The organism is Pseudomonas sp. Soil_N_39 (assembly GCF_057655955.1).
On the sequence record NZ_JBDGLI010000012.1, the window covers coordinates 153,752 to 174,995 of the forward strand.

A 21,244-nucleotide genomic window follows, 5' to 3' on the forward strand; every position below is an offset into this window, starting at 1 on the left:
CGCGTCAGATTCCCGGACCTGTCACGTGGGCTGGCAACCTGGCCAAGCGATCCCAACCGTCTACATCGATCCCGGCGCAGTTGGGCAACCACAGTGTTTGCAGCGGCAGTTGCTCCAACACCGGCACCACGGCCGATGTGATACGCGACTCTCCTGGATCAGCCCCAAGCGTCAGGTCCCGCAGCGGCATACGCGCAAGATGGGCCACCCCGGCGTCAGTCAGCCAAGGGCTGTCATACAAACCCAGGCGCTGCAGGGGCAAGTCCCGCAAACAAGCCAGATCGGCATCGCGCAGGTTCAGGCCGCTTATTTCAAGTTGCTCCAACGGCAATCCCAACTCGGTGAGCTTGCGCAAAACCTTACCGTCGACGCCCTGGCAAAAACTCAGATTGAGCCGCTTCAACGGCAGGCCAGCCAGTTGTTTCAGCTCCTTCCACGTGATGTCGTTCAAGGACAGGTCCAGGGACTCCAACTGCAACCCGCGCAGATCGCTCAACGTACTGGCGCAGACACCTTGCACATCGGAGAGCCCCAATCGCTTGAGCGGAAACTCGTGCAACACATCGAGCCGCTCGATCACTTGCCGTAGACACTTGAGGTCCAGCTCCGCGAGCGGCATTCCCTCCAGTACTTCAAGATCGTCTTCGCAGATGAACGCAGAGTGCAGCGATAGCTTTTCCAGGGGCAGATCCCGAATCGCCTGCAACACGCTCTCGCTTGCATAACAATCATCCAGACTCAACGAGCGCAACCCCGTCAGGTCGCGAAACCAGGAAGGATCGTCGAGGATCGCGCCGCTGCCACTGAGGGACAACTGTTCGAGGGGATGACTTGCCAAGTGCACCATGCCACCAGACGTCAGCTCGCCCACGCGTTGCAAGGTCAGGGAGCGCAGCTTGAGGCGTGACAGTGCACGAAGGCCGTCGTCGGTCATCTCATCGCAACGGTTCAACGACAATTCCTGCAATGGGCTGTCGCTCAGTTGACGGAGAAAACTGTCATCGAAGTCCTCGCCGTAGGTTTGCAATTTCAGCCGGCGCAAGCGTTCCAGCGAGGGGAGGCAGTTGGCGTTATCGTCGCGGGAGAAATTACTGACTTCCAAGGTTTCGAGGGCATTGGCGGGTAAACGCTGCCACGTTTCCGGCCCACAAATAAACCTCGGGCTGTTGAGCACCAACCTGCGCAAGGGAAGCCCGGCCAGGGCGTCACACCACTGCGGCTCGGCGTTGTTCAGCTCCAGATGGTCTACCGGCAAGCCACGCAGTTGCGACAGCAAAGGCCCGGGGCGATTTGTATGGGCCGTGGTGTTCAGTTGCGCCACCACCACCTTAGCCGCCGGATCGCACAGGCCCGCCGCGACGCGCAAACCTTCCAGTGATGCCTCCCCGGTATCGAGCAGATCGCGATAGAGCGAAGCACGCGTGGTGGTGTCATCGGGGTTGGCGGCGAGCTGGGCGATCAGAGCGTTGCGGTTGGGGGTTGGCACGGTCTAGGAGTCTGCGAAAGGGATTGAAGGGGATATGATCGTTAGGGAAGCATAAAAAGGAGTCTTACTGAAGAGGCTGTCAGGGCTAGCCCTGTGGCGAGGGAGCTTGCTCCCGCTGGGCTGCGAAGCGGCCCCACGATTTTGCGGTCGCTGCGCAACCGAGCGGGAGCAATCTCCCTCGCCACAGTTCTCTCTAGCATGACGATGTACCGAATGGACGGCTAATTCGAACCCGTTGATAGCTGTAAACCAAATGTAGGGAAATACCGCCGCTGGAAGGCCAAAGCTCCTACATGAAGCTCGGAAAGTGGTGTCTTGTAGCGCTTGAGCGGGGCGGCCTATAGTTCCTCGTCGCCCTAACGGCGACTCGGGTTTGGCGACCCGGCAACGAGGTAGCTCCTTTCAACTGAATGAGGTCCTACCGATGAACCGATACATGCCCATCACTGGCATCGACTGCGTCCCCGCTACCCTGCTGATCGACACCGAAGCCCCGCTTGATGCCCTCTTCGAAACTGCCGATTACCGCATCCGCACCGTGACCCAACTGCTGGAAAATATCGCGTTCCGCTCGGAGATCAGTTCCGACACGCTGGTGCTTTCCGATTTTTGCAAAATGCTGACGATAGCGCTGCGCGATGGGTGTGATGTGATGGATGTGATTGGCAGACGATTGCGGGCGCAGTCGGTTGAATAAATGAAAGCGGGCGACCTTTGGGTCGCACGTTTCGCTTATATGCTCGGCCAAGAATGATGTCTTGCGTTTACTGCACCGAAGCCGTCTTGAAGTGACTGACCGAGCCGTTAGCCCCGTTCGCCCTCGGGGACAGGACGACCGGTGCCACGAAGTCGAACGTTTCCTGACCCGCTGGAACCATGTAGGGATCTTTCATGGTCAGGAGGTGCAACGCAGACACCACGGCGGTATCAAGCCCTGGATCGCCACAACTCTTGGCCAAGTAAACCTTAGGTTTTTGGCTCCCTGCCGAGAACCGAAAAAGCACATTGACCGTCCATGTCTGACCGGCGTAATTGAGCTGCCTGAGTTCATATGAGCGCCACAACTCGAAACGCACAATGCGTAGAAGCCCCTCAGTCCATACTCGATTATATTTGTGCACCCGTTCAGCATCGAGTTCCAACCCTCTGGCCAACAGCGGTCGCATTGCCTTCCAAGCGGGGTCGCCATATTTTTGGGTAGCATCGAGGTACAGATTCAAAGCACCCGACACATCCTGTGCACCGCCCTTGCCCTGTTCCATCAGCCCACCCAACCCCACCGCACCACCTATGCCCGCGCGGCGGTAATAATCGCGGGCTTTCACCGAGTCGACCGGCTCATCAATCCCGTCCCGCGCCATGCGTCCGAGTTCCACATAGGCGTATGGATCGACTGGCGCCGCTTGCAGGTAGAGCGCCCGAGCCCTGGCACTGTTCCGACTCACGCCGTTGCCGCTCTCGTAGAACGTACCGAGTGCATGCTGGCAAGTTGGATTACCACCTTCGCTGGCGGCCATGACGAGTTGCAAGTCGGCCGGTGATACAGTTCGACTACGGGTCGCGTCGCGACACGCCTTGCCTTGGCTGCCATCCAGCGCGTCGTCGAAGGTGCCAAGCGGCACAAAGGGATTGCCCAACTCTGCGAGGTAACGCTCCCTCGGCGTGGTGCGGGACTCCTTGATGTACTCGACGGTGCTCTTCCCCACGTCTTTCATGCTCTGGCAACCGCCAAGGGCGATCATCAGACCGATCAATATGATATTTCTGGGCATGCTCTACCTGTGTCCGTATGCGTAACAAAAATGGGGACAACAAAAATGGGGACAGATTTATTTATAAACCGAGCAAAACCAACAAGTCCGCTCTCTCTGCGTTTAGAAAATAAATCTGTTCCTTTTTTGCTTGAGTTGCCTGATTTGGGGCTGCTGCGCAGCCGAGCGGGGATAAATCCACTCGCCACAATGAAATTATTGGACCGCCTGCCCGGCTGATTCAGAAGGTGTCGTTGTGACAGCCGGCTCTATAACTTTCGCGGAACGCCCTGTATCGACATCACGAACTTCGTAATACCACCATTTCATAGAAGAAATGCCATACAGCCCATAGGTACGGCCACCGACCAAATCCACGGTCATTTCAATTGGACGTGAGTATTCGGTTCCAATAGCGTACTTAACGGAAAGTTTATGCCTTCCTGCGCCGAGTCGATACTCGGTTTGGCGGGCTAGCCAATATAGCGACGTATCGTCATCGATCTTGTCTATCGACAAATGCTTGTCGAACTGCCGAATTGTCGCGACTTCGTCCCAGGGTTTTCCTTCTGCGCTTTTATGTTCGTAATGAATGCAGCCCGTCAGTGTGAAGCAGAACAGAATCATCGCTACAAAGCGTAAAACAACATCGTGTCGCATCAATGGCCCTCCAAGGCACGTTTTTATCTCTGACTCAGAGAGAAAAGGGACAGATTTATTTGCAAACCAAGCAAAGCAAATCAAAGCAAATAAGTCTGCTCCCTCTGTACGTCGCAAAAAAACTCCCCTTTTCGGTGCTTGTATCGTCAATTCATTTTAGAAATCTGAAAAGAAAATCTTATTCCCGCCTGCTCCACAATAGGACCGACCCTATCTAAAAAATTCTTCCCCCTTACATCCGGAGGGTACTTAAAGACGACATTTATAGAAACCTGACGACCTTTCGCGTCAGGATAAACCGCTACCAGATCTCCCGCCTCAACAAAGCCAATATACAAATTGATTTTTTCTTGGAGTAGCAATAAATGCTCATTGCTCCACTCCAAATGATCACTGATAGTTAAAACAACTCCTCCCGTTTCTTTATCAACACCAATGGCATCGACAACATCAGCTTGTTCAATTGACATACACCCTCCTTAGGGCCTTACCACATTCACTGTCGTAGGTGGAATCTGGGTGCCTCCTGGGAACCCAGGTTTCCCTTTACCTACTACAACTGCTCCCGACTCTTTAATTTCAGGAAAAGCTATTTTTTGGTTTTTGGTTAGAGGGGCGGATGGCGAAGCTTTACACTCTGTGCAAACAATATTTCCATCCGCATCCTTACCCATTAAATCAACTCTGGTTCTTGTGCCGCTTTGAGTTTTAACGGTCACCTGCTGTACAACTCCAGTTTGAGTTTCTTGAAGCTTGTCCATCGTTTTTGCTTCAAACGCCTCTCCAGCAGCCTTATTTTTAGCTAACTGGCTGACTGTACCATTTGAGGAACTTACACCCGCCGAGGCACCTGCTCCTTTTGCACCATCACTCCCCACAACCCCAACCTTAACCCCGGTTGTACCACCCTTACCCCCAGCCGTCGACGAGAACAGCCCCCGGTCCTGGCTCAATCCATCCGCAGCAAGCTCCGTCAGAAAGGCAGCACCATCGCCTTTATCGGTACGCGTCTTCTCGATGATGCCGGTATTGATGGCCCGCTCGTTACTTCGAGTAATTTCCCAAAGCGCTGCCGAACGATCGAGCCCGGCGCTTCTGCCGTCATGCAGCAATTTCTCATTGGCTGGAATCTCATCCACCAACTGCTTCGTCACTTGCAAACAGCTCGCCGGGTTATTCCGGCAGTACTGTCCGAACTCTTTGTTCCGAGTCGTATCAAGGTTGTTGTAATAGTCCCTGACGGATTGGCAATCCGCCGGGGAGGCGCACGTATTGAGCTTCTGTTCTCTTTCGACCAGTTCGGCATGGAACAGGTAGTTAAAGGCAGTCGCTTTCTCGGCGATCTTCGAGCCTGTATTCAGATCTCCATCGACCGCAGCTGCCGCCAATAAACCTGTTAGCTGCGACAGCATCAGCTGCAGATCTTTGTTTTCACCCGCCACCTTGGCCATGCCAGGGATCAGCGCTTCGTTCAAACCGGCAGCGACCGCGCCGGTCTTGAAATCACTTCCTGTCAGCTCAGCCAGCAAACCACCCATGATCGCGTGGGCAACAATTTTCTGTGGGCCGCCATCGGGGAACTTGATGGTATCGCCCACCCAGTTGAAGCCAGTCGCCATCGCGACATTGCCGGCCTCTCCCAGCAGGGCTGCATTGAAGTTGCTGCCGAAGCTGCCACCACCGATCGCGGTGGAGATACTGCTGGAGATCACCGCTCGCCCAGTTGTGCGGATTGCCGTGTCAGTCGCGTTACTCCAACGGAAGATATCCTTGGAGGAATTACTGGCGCTCGATGCCGAACCCGCTGAACCCGCTGAACCCGCCGACGACTCGACGCCTTGCGTGGTAGTGCTGGCGCTGTCGGCACTGGTAAACCATTCTTTGTCCGCGTATTGGAATGCATAGGCGGTAAAACCGGCAATGGCCGCACTTTTCAAGCTATCAGCGCTGACTGTTTCCTTCAACGCACGTCCCAGGTTGCCTTTGTTCTCAATGGTGCTGGTGACCGCCGTGGTGCTCAGGCTGGTGGCGACCGCAAGATTGGTGCCCGATAGTCCAAAACCTGCCGGCCCCATGATGAACGACATCAAAATCGCGATGGCGATCTTGGCCCCGGCTCCCAGACCGGAGTTGTCATACTCGAAGCTGTCGTGGATTTCCTTCACCTGGCGCCAGTCAATGTCGCCACGCGCCTGGGCCTCTTTCATCCAGGCCAGGTCCGGCTCAGCCTTTACCATCGCATCGATGGTTTGGCTGACGCTCTGCTGATCCACTTGTTTGACATCGATGCGCAGCCCATCGACGGCCTTGATCACCAACTTTCCTTGGGCAACCAGAGCGCTCTGGCGCAAGGTTTCGTCAGTCCGTCCCTCGCCTTTCATCTTGTACCAGGCCAGGTCGCTTTTGCTCTTGGTATGGCTCTCGTCGTGGAAGTCCTTGACCCCTTCGAAGGTGATGCGTCCACCGCTGTCGATGATCAGGTCGTTGCCGCTTTGCAGCTTCGCCACTTGGTAGGTCTGATCGCCACCGCTGACCAACATCAGGTCGCCCCCGGTGCTGATCTCGCTTCCGATATGGGTGAGTTGCGTCACCTCATCGCGCCGTGCGGCTTTACTGCCCCAGCTGCCCTTCTTCTTCATGTCATACAGCGAGTAATCACGATTCTGCTCAGCCAGCAGACTCAGCTGCTTACCCGCCACCAGATACGCCTCGTTACCCGCCGCGATCTTGCTCGCGACCATCAACAGATCATTGCGCGCAGCAACCCTTACATCCCCCCCGGCATCGAGGGTGGTCGCCTGCTGCGAGACATGGTCTTCTTCCTTGTTGATCTTCTTGCCGCTGCGCTTGTAGCGGTACTCGCTGGAGTTCTCGTTCGCCGCCGAGATCAGGGCGACATCGTTACCGCTCAGATTGATATCGCCTTTGGCTTGGAGATGGCTGGCGACTACGGTCAGGTTGTTGCCGGCGGTGACGTTCAGGTTGCCGCCCGCCTTGACTTCACTGGCGTGCTGAACAGTCTGGCTCTGCTCCCAGAAGTGGCGTTTGTCCTGACGCATCGAGCCGCTTTCTTCGCGAGCCGCGGAGATGACGACGTCTTTGCCCGCACTCAAGTCCGCGTTGTTGCCCGCAGTGATCGCGCCGCCCACGTTGAGCAAATCGCCCGCTGCACGCATGGTGAGGTTGTTACCGGCCTCGATGCGCGCGGCGTTGTCGACAACGGAGGTTTTCGAACTGAAACCTTTGCCGCTGTTCTCGAGGGTGGTAATGGTCCGGTCGTTGCGGATGTCGCCGGTCAAGGTCGACAGATCGACGTCCTTGCCCTTGAGGATGCCGCCCTGCATGTTGACCAGGTCTTTGCCCGCGACCAACTTGAGCCGCTCGCCAGCCTCGGCCAGGCGCGTGTTGATCAGGTTGTTCCCGGCCGCCGCCGAGAGGTTCTCGCTGGCACGCAGCGTCCCAGTGTTCTTCAGGTCGGTGCCCGCAATCAGGGTGAGGTTCTTGCCCTGGATCAACGCGCCATCGGCCATCAGCCGGTTGTTGGCCTGTGCCAGGTAAAGCACCGGCACCAGGACATGTTGGCCATTGACGACCTGGTCTTCCATCCAGACGATGTCGTGGGTCAGCGCGGCGACTTGTTGCGAAGTCAGGGTCACGCCAAGGGCTAGGTTCAGTTGTTCCTTGCTGGCGATGGCATTGTTCATCAGGTACTTGAACATGCCTTCGTCGCTGGTCTGTCCGGCAATGAAACGCTGCCCAGTGCGGGCCAGCACCGCCTGTTGGATCAGGCGTTGTTCGTACAAACCATCGCCCAGGCGCTTCCAGCTGGTATCGGGGTCATAACCCAGGTTATCCAGCAAGTAGTCCGAGCTCATGAACTGCCTGAGGTCGGTCAGCGCGGGGTTGGTTTCAATCAGGTATTTGGGGCCGGTGATGACCCGGCTGGCGTCCGAACCCTGGACAGTGGCCCGGCTCTGGTCGCGGCTGTCTTGCGCTGCGGCCGCGCTGTCGACGACACGGAACAAGCCATTCTCGCCAGTCGGCAAGGTGAACCCGGGCATGGTGGTCGGGTTGACTTGTTGTTGGGCCAGATCAGGTGGCAACTGCGGGTTGAGCACCACGACCGCTGGCTGTGCAGCGTTGGCCACATCGGTGGCCGCTGACTTCGCTGCACCCGCCAGCGGCGCCTGGAACTGCACGATGCTGCTGTTCTCCAGGCGTTGCGTAGCCTGGATGCTGATGTTGCCGCCTGATTGAACGACCGCCGGTGCCAGCGACTCCCCCGGCGTCACGATCGTGATATCACCCACCTGACGGAAGTTGTTGAGCGCATCGACGGGCACTTGTTTCGGGTTGGCCTGGGCGTTGTAGGGGACGATGACCCTGTCGCGAAAACGCTCGTCGGTTCCATCAGTGACACGCCCCGTATTCCAGGTCCGCGTTCTGACACTGGTGCCGGAAGCAGCGCCAACGTTGGCGAAGTTGTCCGCTGTAATCAACAGGTCGGCGGCCGAGGCCATCACGCTGTATTGGTTGGTCACCGCAGAGCCATCAACGGTCAGCTTCGCCCCACTCATCAGCGTGGCGCTGGCCGAGTCTTCAAGCACTGCGCTTTGGTAGGTTTCCCTGGCCACATAGTCGACGTTGTGGTGGTCACCACTGCAGTCATAACACTTGACACTGATGGAACCCGACACCAGCTCATCAGTGGTGGAAAAGACGTCCTTGCGATTGATCAGCGTGTCGCTGCGCAGCGACATGTCCTTTGCCGACTCTAAGGTGCCGGAGATGTTCTCCAGCAGCACGCTGCGAGCGACGCCATCTCGTGCCGCGGCATTCAGTGCCCCCAGGCTGTAGACGTCCGCGCGATAGTTGGTGAAGCGATTGAAACGCAGGGCCATGTCCGCGCCGCTGAAGATCAGGCCGCGATCGTTACGGGCCTCGTTGGCAACCAGTTCGACGCTGTCGGCGCCACCCAGCGTGCCCGTATTGACCAGGCTCGTGGCGGCCAGGGAGAACTTGCCGCCGCCGGTGATCCGTCCGGCATTGTTCAACGCACCCAGACTGCTGACGGTGGTAGCGCCACCGCCAGCCAGGCGCGAGCCGCTGGAGAGATCGAGGCTGGCGGCGCTCAAATCGAATTTATTGAGGCTGCTGACGCGGCTGTTTTCAGTGCCGACATAAGCGCCAGTCAGCTTCAGATCCAAATCAACGTCGCTGCTGATGGTGCCCGCGTTGTTCCAGTTGCCGCCCGTGGCCAGCAGGCTTTGCACCGCGACCAACTTGCCGCTGCTGGTCTGATTGAGCTGGCCCACCTTCAGGTTCAGGACATTGGCTTGGATATTCGAGCTGTTATCCCAACGTGCGGCGTCGACGGCCAGGGTGCCTGAGGTCATCAGGCTGCCGCCGATGTTGCTGAACCTGGCGAGGTCCACACCCAAAGCACCGGCGCCCACATGACGAACAGTGCCGCCAGCATTCTTGAAGCCTGCCATCTGCAAGGACAGGTCCTGGGTAGCCGCTTCAATGACGCCGCCCTGGTTGTCCAGCAGTTGATCAACCGTTAGCGTCGCGGTCCCCAGCTTGCCCACCGAGCGCAACTTGCCGCCCTGGTTATCAACCGACGCAGCACGGATCAGCAGGCCGTTGGAACCTTCCACCAGACCGCGCTGGTTGTTCAGCGTCCCGGTCAAACCGAAATCAATGGCGTTTGCCGCTGCGCGCCCGTCGCGGTTGTCCAAGTCCTGCGCGAGTACTGTCAGTGTCTGTTTGGCGAGCACTGCGCCATCGCGGTTTTCGAGCGTGGTCGTGGTGAGCTCAACGGCCCCGGACAAGGCCGAGACCTGCCCACCATTGTTGCGCAGCGCCTGTTTCGCATCGAGATCGACGGACTGCGCCTGGATCAACCCGGCCTCGTCGGCGGACGTGAGCGACTCGCCGTTATCCAACACCGTGTCCAGCGTGGCTTTCAGCCAACCACCGACACTGGCCAGGACACCCCCACGGTTATCGAGACTGCTCGCCTCGACATCCACGTTCCCAGCCTGGGTGATGGTGCTGCCATCCTGGTTGACGAAATCACCAGTGATATCGACCTTCAGGTCACCTTGGCTGAGCAAGCTGCCTCTGGTGTTATCGAGACCTGCGCCGCTGATCGTCAGCCCCTGCTCGGTGCTGATGATCGCCTCGCCGTTATTGAGCAGTTGCTGGTGAGCGGTCAGGCTCATCGCCTTGACCGAGGCGATGTAGCCGTTGTCGCTGTTGTTGATGCGGTCTGCGGTCAGGGTCAGTTTCCCCTGACTGACCAACTTTCCGTCCTGTTGGTTGAAGCTTTTCAGCGTGGCGACGAGATCGCCCTGGCTGGTGATTTGTCCGCCGCTGTTTTCAGCGCTACCGCCCCCAAGGGTCAGCGCGGCGTCGGACGCAATCTTGCCGCCGCGGTTATCCAGGGTCTTCGCTTCGAGCTTCAAAAGGTTGTTGCTGCTGATAACGCCTGCGCTGTTCTTTAGCGTCTCGGCGACCAGGGTCTGCACGCCGTCGCTGGCGATGATCCCTTTATCACGGTTATCCAACGCCCCAGTGGCCAGCGCTTGAATGCTGCCTTGACTGACCAGCGTGCCGGCGCGGTTGTCGATGTCCTTGCTGTCGAGCGTCAGGGTTTTGCCGGCGGAAAAAGTGCCGCCGCGATTGTCGAGGGTCTGCGTGGTCGTGGCTTTCAGGTCGCGACTGGCGATCACGTTCTTCCCACGATTGTCGATATTCGCCGCAGTCAGCACGACATCGCCAATCTGGTTGCGGGTGTTATCAACGTTGACGCCTGCTTCGATGATGCCGAGGTTGTTGAGCTGGCCGTCGGTGGTCAGCGTGACCTTCTCGCGCGCAGCGATGGCGCGCTGGTTGTTGAGAGCGCCCTTGGTCGTCGCCTGAACATGGCTGCCGGCATAGATCGTCCCTTGGGCGTCCAGGCTTTGAGCCTTGATCTCGACGGCGCCTGCTGCCGTGGTTTGTGCCAGGCTCAAATGACCATTGGCATCCAGCTGAATATCCCCACCACTGGCGACCATCTTGCCGTCCAGCTTCACCCCAACCCCAGCTTCAGTCCCCACCAGCTTGATGGCGCCGGCGTACATGCCGCCCAGCGCCGAGGAGTCGATGGCCAGTTCAGGCTTGGCGCTGCCGTCATCGGCGCGGGCGGTGGCGTCGAGGGTATTGGCGTTAACGTCGTTGCGCCCGGCGACGATGGTCAGGTTCTTGGCCTGAATCTCGGCGTTGATCTTGGCGCTGCGGGTGATGATTTCGAAGCGGTCGACGTTGTTGGCGTTAAGGCCCGCGCCTTCAATGGCAACGCTGCCCTGATCCACTTGATAGCGGTTCACCTGGCCGTTTTCGATGATCGGCTTACCCGTGGTCAGGGTCGCCTTCGGGGTGTTGATAAACCCGCAGCCATTGCAGGTGATGCCGTAGGGGTTGGCGACGATGACGTGGGCCGATTGCCCCGCCACTTCGGTGTAGCCACGCAACTGGCTCGGGTTGCCGCCGTTGACTTCGTTGAGGATGACCTTGGCGGCCGTACCCTTGAGATTCGGGTTACCGAGGATGATCCCGCCCAGTTGCGTGGACTGGGCGGCATTGGTGGCGTTGTTGAGGATCACGCCGTTGCTGCCGACGTTGTAGTCCTTGAACTGGTTATGGGACAGACCGCTGCCGTTGGGCTTGGCGATGTTGACCACGGGTACGCCGTTGCCCGCCTGACCAAGGCTGGTGCCCGGCGCGCTGACCACGATGCCGCCCGCCTGGGCCCACAGCGGCTGCCAGAACATGACGTTGATCAACAGGAATGCCAGGCCGCGCTTGGGCATGCCCCAGAAGGCGTCGCGGGTTTTCAGGGTGGCAGAAGGCTGGCGGGCCAGGAAGGCGTATTGGCGGTCGTCCATGATCAGGTCTCGTTGCAGCAGAAATTAGATGGATACATCCAAGCGGAAGTAGATCGGCGCTTCGCGCTCGGTCAGGGCATCCGGGCGTTCCAGGGAGTGGGCGAAGGTGACGCTGGCGCTCAGGTGCTCGCCGCGGGCGAACAACTCCAGCGAGTTGCTCGACATGCGCCCGTGCTGGTCGCCGTTGTAGCGATTGCCGCGAATCACGCCCTGGTCATAACCGAGGCTGGTGCCGTACTCGGCGAACACTGGGCGCAGCCACTCCAGTGTCACCGGGCGGCTCCAGCGCAGGTCGTTGCGCCAGTAGCCGCCGCTGTCGCCAGACAGCGTCTGGTCTTTGTAGCCGCGAATCGACGATAGGCCGCCCAGGCTCATGCGCTGCGGGGCGAACAACGCATCCTCGCTGCGCTGGCCAGTCATCAGGCTGCTGAAGCTGAAGGACTCGCCCCACATCTGGAACGGTTGCAGGTAGCTGAGGGTCGCGGTGTATTTGCGGTAGCGGGCATCCGGCAACCCGGGGCCAGGGTCGTCATCGCCTTGGGCGTCGAAGGCGCCAATGCCTTGCTGCATGCCCAGGTCGAGGTTGACGAAGGCATTGCCGATCCGCCGGCCATGGTTGATGCCGAACTGCGCCTCGCTGATGCGATTGCTGCTTTCAGCGAGCTTGCTGTCTGCGATGAAGTTGTTGGTGCGCAGGTACGCCAGGCCCGTATTGAGGGAGGTCTTGCTCATGGCATCGCGATGGACCACCCGTTCCAGGCGCACCTGATGGTTCTGGCTGTCGCCGCTCTGCTTGAAATTGAAACCGTTGGCCTGGCCCAGCGCCCGGTACTCGCTTTCGCTGTAGGTGTAGCTCAGGTTCCACCAGCCAAACGGCAGGTTGTAATAGAGCATGCCGTTGCGCGAGGTTTTCTGGTGATCGCTGACGGCATCGTGGCCGCCGCGCAAGGCCAGTTGGTCGGCCAAGCCCAAGGGGCTGTCCCAATCCAGGGAGGCGCCCCATTGCTGCTCGCCAGTGCTTTTCTGCCCATCGTTATGCCGTGACAGGCCGGCGCGCCAGGGTTTCTGCGGGGTGTTATTGACCCGCACTTCGCTGCCACCGATGTTCTGCCCGGGTGTCAGCTCCATTTGCGCCCGGTTGGACGGCAATCGGTTCAGTTGATCGACCATCTGCTCCATCTCCCGCAGGTTGAGCAGATCGCCGGTTTTGCCGGGAAACGTCATCGCCAACTCACGATCCGACAACTTGCTGTTCTCGGCACCTTTCAGGCCTTCCAGCCGCCCCTCGACGACCAGCACTTGCAGGTGACCGCTGGACAGGTCCTGTTGCGGCAAATAGGCGCGACTGGTGACCAGGCCTTTTTCCAGGTAGTGGTCGGTGATGACCTTGAGCAACTGATTAAGCTGCGGCACGCCCAGGCATTGGTTGAGGAAGGGCTTGAGCAGGCGCTGGCGCTCGCTTTCGGACAGGGCGTCGGCGCCCTTGAGCTCGATGGTCTTGATCGGGAAACAACGGGTATCGACAGGTGCAGTGGGCTGGGCCGGTTTCGCTTCTTTGCCGGGCAGGTCCTTGAGTTCTTCAAGGCGCCGACGCTGCTCTTCGAGCAGACGGTCCTGGCGCTCACGGATCAGGTCCGTATCGCCTGGGGTTGGCGCGGCGACGGCAATGTTCATCGCTAGAAAACACAGCGACGCGACGACTAGCCTCGTCCCTAAGGCAAATACGGACATGTTCGATCCCTCGATACAGAAATGACAACAGGCATACACAGCAATGCGCGGATACCAGACCCGGCAGATCGCCTTCGGTTCAAGGGAGCGGAGATTTTCTACGTAAAAAAGAGACATGTCTCACAGACAGCGTCGACAAACACAATGAAAAGGCATCGCAGGAAGGTCCGAGCAGGTCAGCAACGCAGCTCACTTAGGCAGTCGGAAATCCGTGGCGAGGGAGCTTGCTCCCGCTCGGTTGCGCAGCGACCGCAAAATCGTAGGGCCGCTGCGCAGCCCAGCGGGAGCAAGCTCCCTCGCCACGGGTTCATCGTTTTCTTAGATAAGTGGCCCTGCGAGCAGGCCGGCGCCTTCGCGGCTTCCCGATCGCGAATCAAGGCTTCTAACTCTATTGCCAAGCCAAGTGGGCGACTCCCCGGTGATCTCGCACAACAGCGCCGTCACGAGGTTGCCTTCGACCCTGCCGTGCGCTTGCAGAAGGTCCGCCACCGCGCACACAGCAGGCCAGTAACGATGCATCAACCGGCTGCAACGCGCGATGGCCTGGGATTGGGCGTCGAGCAGCTTGCGCGGTGGCAGCAAGCTGATCAATTCGTACCCCCGATCCAGGTCTCCCCGGCCGCTGCCCCTGATCAGCCGGTCGGACCTGCGGTGCCGGTAGACCGCTTCGGCCACTGGCCCCGCGAAGCAATGGAGCAAGTCACGCTCAATGGCATCGATCATCGAAGGCAGGTATTCAGCGATTCCCGGGGCGTCGAAGGCCGGGCGCGAGACAAGGTAGTCCGCTTCGACCAACCCTTCTGCGTATTGCGGGTTACCGCGCAGGTCGAACAGAGGCCCCGCGCAGGCTTCGACCTTGGTACGCACGGTGATGCGTTTTATCGGTTGGCCGTTCCACCAGAACGCCAGGGCATGCCCCGCTTCGTGGAAGGCCGTGCTGCGCGGGCATTTGTTCATGATGGGGTCCGTCACGGCAGGTGCCGTTCATATCATCTGCCTCGCCGCTTGGCCTCGATAAAAGATTATCCCTATCGAGCGTTAATACTGCGCCTATTAGCTATCTGGCAAAGGGGGACTAGCCTGAATTCAGGCTGGTGCAATCCGGCCCGTGAAACCTGACAAGAGATAGGAAGCGTTCAGAACCGTACTGGGCTTGCCGTGGGCCACCGTACTGGCAATCAGACCGCCGTCGCGCGTTGCCGTGTGGCCATACACGATCAGTTGAGCGAACTGTGAGCCCTGCGCCCTGTGTCATTTATTTCGCCTGTCGCTATTCGAAGCCCCGCCGGGCTGGATAGCTGGATGAATACGACCGAAGGTAGCTTCTCATGGCAAACGAATCGAAATGCCCGTTCAATCACGCCGCGGGTGGTGGCACGACGAACCGCGACTGGTGGCCGAACCAGCTGAATCTGAAGATCCTGCACCAGCACTCCTCGCTGTCCGACCCCATGGGCGAGGATTTCAACTATGCGCAAGCGTTCAAGCGCCTGGACTTCCAGGCCTTGAAACAAGACCTGAACGCGCTGATGACCGACTCGCAAGACTGGTGGCCGGCGGATTTCGGCCACTACGGGCCGCTCTTTGTCCGCATGGCCTGGCACAGTGCAGGCACCTACCGCACCGGTGACGGACGCGGTGGCGCGGGTTCCGGCCAGCAGCGGTTTGCACCGCTCAACAGCTGGCCCGACAACGTCAGCCTCGACAAGGCGCGTCGGCTGCTGTGGCCGATCAAGCAGAAGTATGGCCGCAACATTTCCTGGGCCGACCTGATCGTCCTCACCGGTAACGTTGCGCTGGAGTCCATGGGCTTCAAGACCTTCGGTTTTTCCGGTGGTCGCGCCGACGTCTGGGAGCCGGATGAAGACGTCTACTGGGGTTCCGAAAACAAATGGCTGGGGGGCGATGTTCGCTACGGCAAGCCCGACAAAGCCGCCATGCAGGAGCCCGGCGAAGGCCAATTGGTGGCCGAACCTGGCAACGAAGAAAGCCGCACTGACGAGGGACGCAACCTGGAGAACCCGCTGGCCGCCGTGCAGATGGGGCTGATCTACGTCAACCCGGAAGGCCCCGAGGGCCAGCCGGACCCGGTCGCCGCCGGGCTGGATATACGCGAAACCTTCGCCCGCATGGCGATGAACGACGAAGAAACCGTGGCACTGATTGCCGGTGGCCACGCCTTCGGCAAAACCCACGGCGCCGGGCCTGCGGACAATGTCGGTGCCGAGCCCGAAGCCGCTGGCCTGGAGCTGCAAGGCCTGGGCTGGAAGAGCACCTTCGGCACCGGCAAGGGCGCCGACACCATCACCAGTGGCCTGGAGGTCACCTGGACCACCACGCCCACCCGCTGGAGCAACAACTACCTGGAGAACCTGTTCGGCTTCGAGTGGGAACTGACCAAGAGCCCGGCCGGCGCGCACCAATGGACGCCGAAAAACGGCGCAGGCGCGGGCATCATCCCCGATGCCCATGACCCGGCCAAACGGCGCAATCCAACGATGCTGACCACCGACCTGGCGCTGCGCTTCGACCCGATCTACGAGAAAATCTCGCGGCGTTTCCTGGAGAACCCGGAGCAATTGTCCGACGCCTTTGCCCGCGCCTGGTTCAAGCTGATCCATCGCGACATGGGCCCGCTCTCACGCTACCTCGGCCCGGAGCTGCCCAACGAAGAACTGCTGTGGCAAGACCCTATCCCGGCGGTCGACCATCCGCTGGTCAACGACAGCGACGTCGCCGCCCTCAAAGGCAAGTTGCAGGCCTCGGGCCTTACGGTTTCACAGCTGGTGTCGACGGCGTGGGCCGCGGCTTCCACCTTCCGTGGTTCCGACAAACGCGGCGGAGCCAACGGCGGCCGCCTGCGCCTGGCCCCGCAGAAGGATTGGCCGGCCAACCAGCCCGAGCAACTGGCCCAGGTGCTGGCGACCCTCGACAAGGTTCGGAACGAGTTCAACGCCGCCCAAGCCGATGGCAAGAAAATCTCCCTGGCGGACCTGATCGTGCTGGCCGGCAGCGCCGGCATTGAACAGGCCGCGAAAAATGCCGGGCTCAGCGTGACGGTACCCTTCGCACCAGGACGCATGGACGCCAGCCAGGAGCAGACGGACGTCGAGTCGTTCGGTTTCCTCGAGCCCATCGCCGATGGTTTTCGCAACTACCTCAAGGGCCGATACCGCGTGTCCGCCGAGGCGCTGCTGATCGACAAGGCCCAACTGCTGACCCTCAGCGCCCCGCAAATGACGGCACTACTCGGTGGTCTGCGGGTACTGGACATCAACGTCGGCCACACTGCGCACGGTGTCTTTACCCAACGGCCCGGGACATTGAGCAACGACTTTTTCGTCAACCTGCTCGACATGGGCGTGGAATGGAAAGCCCTTTCCGACACCCAGGAAACCTTCGAAGCCCGCGACCGCAAGACCGGCCAGGTCAAATGGACCGGCACTCGCGTTGACCTGGTCTTCGGCTCCAACGCGCAACTACGGGCCCTGGCCGAAGTCTATGCCAGCCCGGATGCGCAGGAGCAGTTCGTCAAGGACTTCATCGCGGCCTGGGTCAAGGTGATGAACCTGGATCGGTTTGATCTCAGGTGAGAAGAACCCGCGAGCATGAGGTCGTGCAAGGAGCCGGCCTCATGAACTTTTCTTCACCCCACGCCCCCGCGTGATTGGGTAAAGTCCCCTCGCTCATTCAAGAAACTAAGGTTTTAGCCCGCGCTCCCAGCGGGCTTTTTTTTGCCTGGCGTTCAGACTGACGAAGTGCGCTGCCCAACACAGGCTGTTCCAAATCCGCTCGCCCATAAAACAGCAACGCCATCAGCCAACAGCTCAACCAGACGAAAATCCCCGCCCAGAACGTGTGGGACATGTAGTGCCAGCCCTGCAGGACCCGCGTCGTCCCGTAGACAAACCCCAAGGCCAGCGCCCCATACATCAACGCTTTCGAATGACGCCAGCGGTAGCGGCGGGCGACGAAATACAGCGCCAGCATGGTGAAGCCGCCGGACGCATGACCGCCGGGCCAGCAGCGACCGTCACCGGCAACCTTCAGTAGATCGAAATTCTGGAACCATTCCTTGTGCTCGATCTTGCCGGCGTATTGGGTGGTTTCCACCGGGCAATACACGCTGGTGTGGCCCTTGAGGTAATGGATCACCCCGGTGCTGAGGGAAAAGGCGAAAACCACGTAGAGGAAATCACGACGGTGCTTGTGGGCAAACCGTAGCGGCTTGCTCAGTCGGGCTTTATCCAGCAGGCGAAGCAGTCCAGGGCGTTTTTCCGGTTTGAAGATCGGCCAGAAAAACGACAACAGCGCCCCGATAATGGCCGCCTCGCCGGTCCAGTTCGGGATGATCCTCGCCCATTTGTGGGTGATTTGCTCGAACAGCCGAACGTGCTCCAACGGAAAGACCTGGTGCAACGGGTCGTAAAAAAGATTGCTGATGGCGATGTCGATGCGGGTCATGTCGAACAGCAAGAACACCACGGCAGCACAGACCAGCGGAATTCCGAGGTTGAGCCCGTAGAAACGGGCGCGAGCAGACGTCAGCATGAGCGGTCCTAATCGTGAGGAAAATTACTGAAACATCACCGAGCGCCAGTCAGAGGCTTCGATAAAACCGAGCAACCGTGGCGCTTGTGGTTGGGCGGTGGAAACGAACAACGAAGCGCCATAGCCAAACGCCGAGGTCGGACGCTGGAGCGCGGTTTCCATGGCCTGCATACATTCGCTATGGGTGACCAGAATCAAGTTGCGCCCCGCCACCTTGTGGGCCAGGGCATTGCGCAGCAGGTCATGTCGGCAATTGAACAGCCAATCGTCACCAGTGCTCACCTTGCTGAACATGTACCCCGCCGTCTGGGTCGCACGCACCAGCGGGCTGTTGTAGAGGTCGACGTTGTCCAGGCCCAGTTGTTCGAAACGGGCACCGAGGCCCACCGCAACGGCACGGGCGCGGTCGGTGATGCCTTCGCGATCATTCAAGCACGCGGCCTTGGAGTGATCGCAGCGCTCGACATGGCGCACCAGCACGATCATCTCGCCCTTGGCCCAGCCAGCGGCCAAGGCACGGGCGCCGGCGACGTTGCCATGGGCCAGGTCCGGCACCGCCGTCGGGCTGAGCAGCCAGAGGGTCAACGGGATCACCAGCAGCGCTGAAGCCAGCACGACCACGGCGTTTTGATAACGGGCAAATCGGCGCGTATCGATCGAGCGCGTCAGGCCGAAAAGGCTCAGTCTCAGTTCCACATCAAGCCGCCCCGACGGCATCCACCCAGTCATTCGATGGCGCGACAGTAGAGAGGCCGACGTAGGTAGGCAGTGAAACCGATGTGAAAAAAAGCTTCAGATCCATGGCTCACCGCCGATACCCCCCTGTTACATGCTCTTGCTGGCTCTTAACAACAACAATCTTCCAGCGTACCGACGATTAAGCAGCACAACGTTCCTGGAGGAATTTGATGAACAGCTGGTTTGGCAACATTAGCGTCAACATGAAATTGGGCCTGGGCTTCGGCCTGGTGCTGGTACTGACCTGCCTGCTGGCCCTGACCAGTTGGACCAGCCTGGGTGGGCTGATCGACCGCAGCAACTGGATGAGCGACATTACCCAGCTCAACGCCAGCCTGACCAAACTGCGCGTCACGCGCCTGCAATACATGCTGACCAACGGTGACGAGACCGCCGCACAAAACGTGCAGACCACCCTCGATGGTTTCGTGGCGCAACAGAACGCCCTGCTCAGCAGCTTCAAGAGCCCGGCCAACGTCAAGCTGCTCAAGGAGCAGAGCGCGGTCATCAGTGCCTATCAAGTGTCCTTGAACAAAATGCGCAGCGCCTACCGCACGGGCAACAGCGCCCGCGATGTCATGGGCACGAACGCCGAGATCGCCTACAAACTGATCGAGGCTCTCGACGCCGATGTGCGGCAAATGGCCCTCAGCGATGAGCGTTTCGCCCAGTTCCAGGTCATCACCCAGGCCAAGCAGGCCTTCATGCTGGCCCGCTATGAAGTGCGCGGCTACACCGCCAACAGCAACGCCGACACCGAGCGCAAGGCCATCGACCAACTGGACGCCGCCATCGCTGCGCTCAAACCGCTGAATGAACATTTCTCCAGCACCCGCCAGGATGAACTGCGCCAGCTGGAAAATGCCCTGGCCCAATACCGCAGCGCCGTGCAGGCCTTCAAAGTGGCCACCGCCGATGTGGTCCAGGCCCGCAAGGAAATGACCGACCAGGGCGCAACCATCGTGGCCTTGAGCGAACAGCTGTACCAGATCCAACTCGACCGCCGCGACGCTGAAAGCGCCCAGGCACGCACCCTGCAACTGGTCAGCACCCTGTTGGCGCTGCTGGTCGGCGTCATCGCGGCCGTGATCATCACTCGCCAGATCACCGGCCCGCTGCGCGAAACCCTGGCCGTGGTCGAACGCATTGCCGGTGGCGACCTGTCGCAGAACGTCATCGTCACCCGCCGTGACGAACTGGGCGTGCTGCAACAAGGCATCGCCCGCATGGGCGTGACCCTGCGTGACCTGATCAGCGGCATCCGCGATGGCGTGACTCAGATCGCCAGCGCCGCCGAAGAACTGTCCGCCGTGACCGAGCAAACCAGCGCCGGGGTCAACAGCCAGAAAGTCGAGACCGATCAGGTCGCGACCGCCATGCACGAGATGACCGCCACCGTTCAGGAGGTCGCGCGCAACGCCGAAGAAGCCTCCCAGGCCGCGGCCGCCGCCGACGGCGAAGCCCGTGCCGGCGACAAGGTGGTCAGCGAAGCCATTGCCCAGATCGAGCGCCTGGCCAGCGAAGTGGTGCGCTCCACCGACGCCATGACCGTGCTGCAACAGGAAAGCGACAAGATCGGCAGCGTCATGGACGTGATCAAAGCCGTGGCCGAGCAGACCAACCTGCTGGCGCTCAACGCCGCGATCGAGGCGGCACGGGCCGGTGAAGCCGGGCGTGGTTTCGCCGTGGTGGCCGACGAAGTCCGTGGCCTGGCCCAGCGCACGCAGAAATCCACCGAAGAAATCGAAGGCCTGGTGGCTGGCCTGCAGAATGGTACCCAGCAAGTGGCCGCCGTGATGAACAACAGCCGCAACCTTACCGACAGCAGCGTGGCCCTGACCCGCAAGGCCGGCGCGTCACTGGAAAACATCACCCGCACGGTGTCGAACATCCAGTCGATGAACCAGCAGATCGCGGCCGCCGCCGAGCAGCAAAGCGCCGTGGCCGAGGAGATCAGCCGCAGCATCATCAACGTGCGCGACGTGTCCGAACAGACCGCCGCTGCCAGCGAAGAAACCGCCGCCTCCAGCGTCGAACTGGCGCGGCTGGGGAATCAGTTGCAGATGATGGTCAGCCACTTCCGCGTCTAACACCCGACCCGATGTTGCACAACCCACTGTGGGAGCGAGCTTGCTCGCGAAGTCGGCGGCACATCCAACATCAATGCCAGCAGACCCACCGCTATCGCGAGCAAGCTCGCTCCCACCCCGGGTCTGCTGTGTCCCGCAACTCCGCGCCAGGCACAAACCACTGTGGGAGCGGGCTTGCTCGCGAAGGCGGCAGCCCATCCAACATCGATGCCAGCAGACCCACCGCTATCGCGAGCAAGCTCGCTCACACCCTGGGTCTGCTGTGTCCTGCAACTCCGCGCCAGGCACAAACCACTGTGGGAG

General features: G+C 60.0%; 12 protein-coding genes and 1 pseudogene. 4 read left to right on the forward strand and 9 right to left on the reverse strand.

Going from position 1 to position 21,244, the window contains the following annotated elements; genetic code table 11:
• Nucleotides 1-4: 4 nt before the first annotated feature.
• Entirely contained in the window at nucleotides 5-1,486 is a 1,482-nt protein-coding gene (locus tag AC3A5O_RS18935) for a leucine-rich repeat domain-containing protein (protein WP_487753549.1), read from the reverse strand.
• Nucleotides 1,487-1,910: 424 nt separating this feature from the next.
• Between AC3A5O_RS18935 and AC3A5O_RS18940 the strand changes: the two genes are divergently transcribed.
• Nucleotides 1,911-2,183, forward strand: coding sequence for a hypothetical protein (locus tag AC3A5O_RS18940; protein WP_305469631.1), 273 nt, complete (start codon nucleotides 1,911-1,913; stop codon nucleotides 2,181-2,183).
• 67 nt (nucleotides 2,184-2,250) lie between these two features.
• Here AC3A5O_RS18940 and AC3A5O_RS18945 read toward each other — a convergent pair whose 3' ends face one another.
• From AC3A5O_RS18945 to AC3A5O_RS18970, 6 genes are all read right to left on the reverse strand, one after another.
• Nucleotides 2,251-3,258, reverse strand: a complete 1,008-nt coding sequence (locus AC3A5O_RS18945) for a tetratricopeptide repeat protein (protein ID WP_305482590.1) — start codon at nucleotides 3,256-3,258, stop codon at nucleotides 2,251-2,253.
• A gap of 195 nt (nucleotides 3,259-3,453) precedes the next feature.
• Complete coding sequence (locus AC3A5O_RS18950) at nucleotides 3,454-3,897, reverse strand: hypothetical protein (RefSeq protein WP_305469626.1); 444 nt, start codon at nucleotides 3,895-3,897, stop codon at nucleotides 3,454-3,456.
• 146 nt (nucleotides 3,898-4,043) lie between these two features.
• Nucleotides 4,044-4,367, reverse strand: coding sequence for a DUF6572 domain-containing protein (locus AC3A5O_RS18955; protein ID WP_487753550.1), 324 nt, complete (start codon nucleotides 4,365-4,367; stop codon nucleotides 4,044-4,046).
• Nucleotides 4,368-4,376: 9 nt separating this feature from the next.
• A complete protein-coding gene (locus tag AC3A5O_RS18960) occupies nucleotides 4,377-11,831 on the reverse strand; it encodes a two-partner secretion domain-containing protein (RefSeq protein ID WP_487753551.1) in 7,455 nt (2,484 codons plus the stop codon).
• 24 nt (nucleotides 11,832-11,855) lie between these two features.
• Nucleotides 11,856-13,505 (reverse strand): ShlB/FhaC/HecB family hemolysin secretion/activation protein, encoded by a 1,650-nt coding sequence (locus AC3A5O_RS18965; RefSeq protein ID WP_487753552.1) that lies wholly within the window; start codon nucleotides 13,503-13,505, stop codon nucleotides 11,856-11,858.
• Nucleotides 13,506-13,880: 375 nt separating this feature from the next.
• Nucleotides 13,881-14,519 carry a hypothetical protein gene (locus AC3A5O_RS18970; protein ID WP_487753553.1) on the reverse strand — a complete coding sequence of 213 codons (639 nt, stop codon included), beginning with the start codon at nucleotides 14,517-14,519 and terminating at the stop codon, nucleotides 13,881-13,883.
• 371 nt (nucleotides 14,520-14,890) lie between these two features.
• Between AC3A5O_RS18970 and katG the strand changes: the two genes are divergently transcribed.
• Nucleotides 14,891-17,155, forward strand: a complete 2,265-nt coding sequence (gene katG / locus AC3A5O_RS18975; RefSeq protein WP_305469620.1) for a catalase/peroxidase HPI — start codon at nucleotides 14,891-14,893, stop codon at nucleotides 17,153-17,155.
• A 97-nt stretch (nucleotides 17,156-17,252) separates the two neighbouring features.
• Here katG and AC3A5O_RS18980 read toward each other — a convergent pair whose 3' ends face one another.
• Entirely contained in the window at nucleotides 17,253-18,113 is an 861-nt protein-coding gene (locus tag AC3A5O_RS18980) for a phosphatase PAP2 family protein (protein WP_305469618.1), read from the reverse strand.
• A 24-nt stretch (nucleotides 18,114-18,137) separates the two neighbouring features.
• On the reverse strand, nucleotides 18,138-18,809 hold the full coding sequence (gene pmrG / locus AC3A5O_RS18985) for a lipopolysaccharide core heptose(II)-phosphate phosphatase PmrG (RefSeq protein ID WP_436278755.1): 672 nt from the start codon (nucleotides 18,807-18,809) through the stop codon (nucleotides 18,138-18,140).
• 347 nt (nucleotides 18,810-19,156) lie between these two features.
• On the opposite strand from pmrG, the pseudogene AC3A5O_RS18990 reads away from it, so the two are divergent.
• Together AC3A5O_RS18990 and AC3A5O_RS18995 are read left to right on the forward strand one after the other, a co-directional pair.
• Nucleotides 19,157-20,035 (forward strand): annotated as a pseudogene (locus AC3A5O_RS18990) (methyl-accepting chemotaxis protein); the annotation flags it as partial.
• A 201-nt stretch (nucleotides 20,036-20,236) separates the two neighbouring features.
• Entirely contained in the window at nucleotides 20,237-20,941 is a 705-nt protein-coding gene (locus AC3A5O_RS18995) for a methyl-accepting chemotaxis protein (protein ID WP_409556042.1), read from the forward strand.
• Nucleotides 20,942-21,244: the final 303 nt, after the last annotated feature.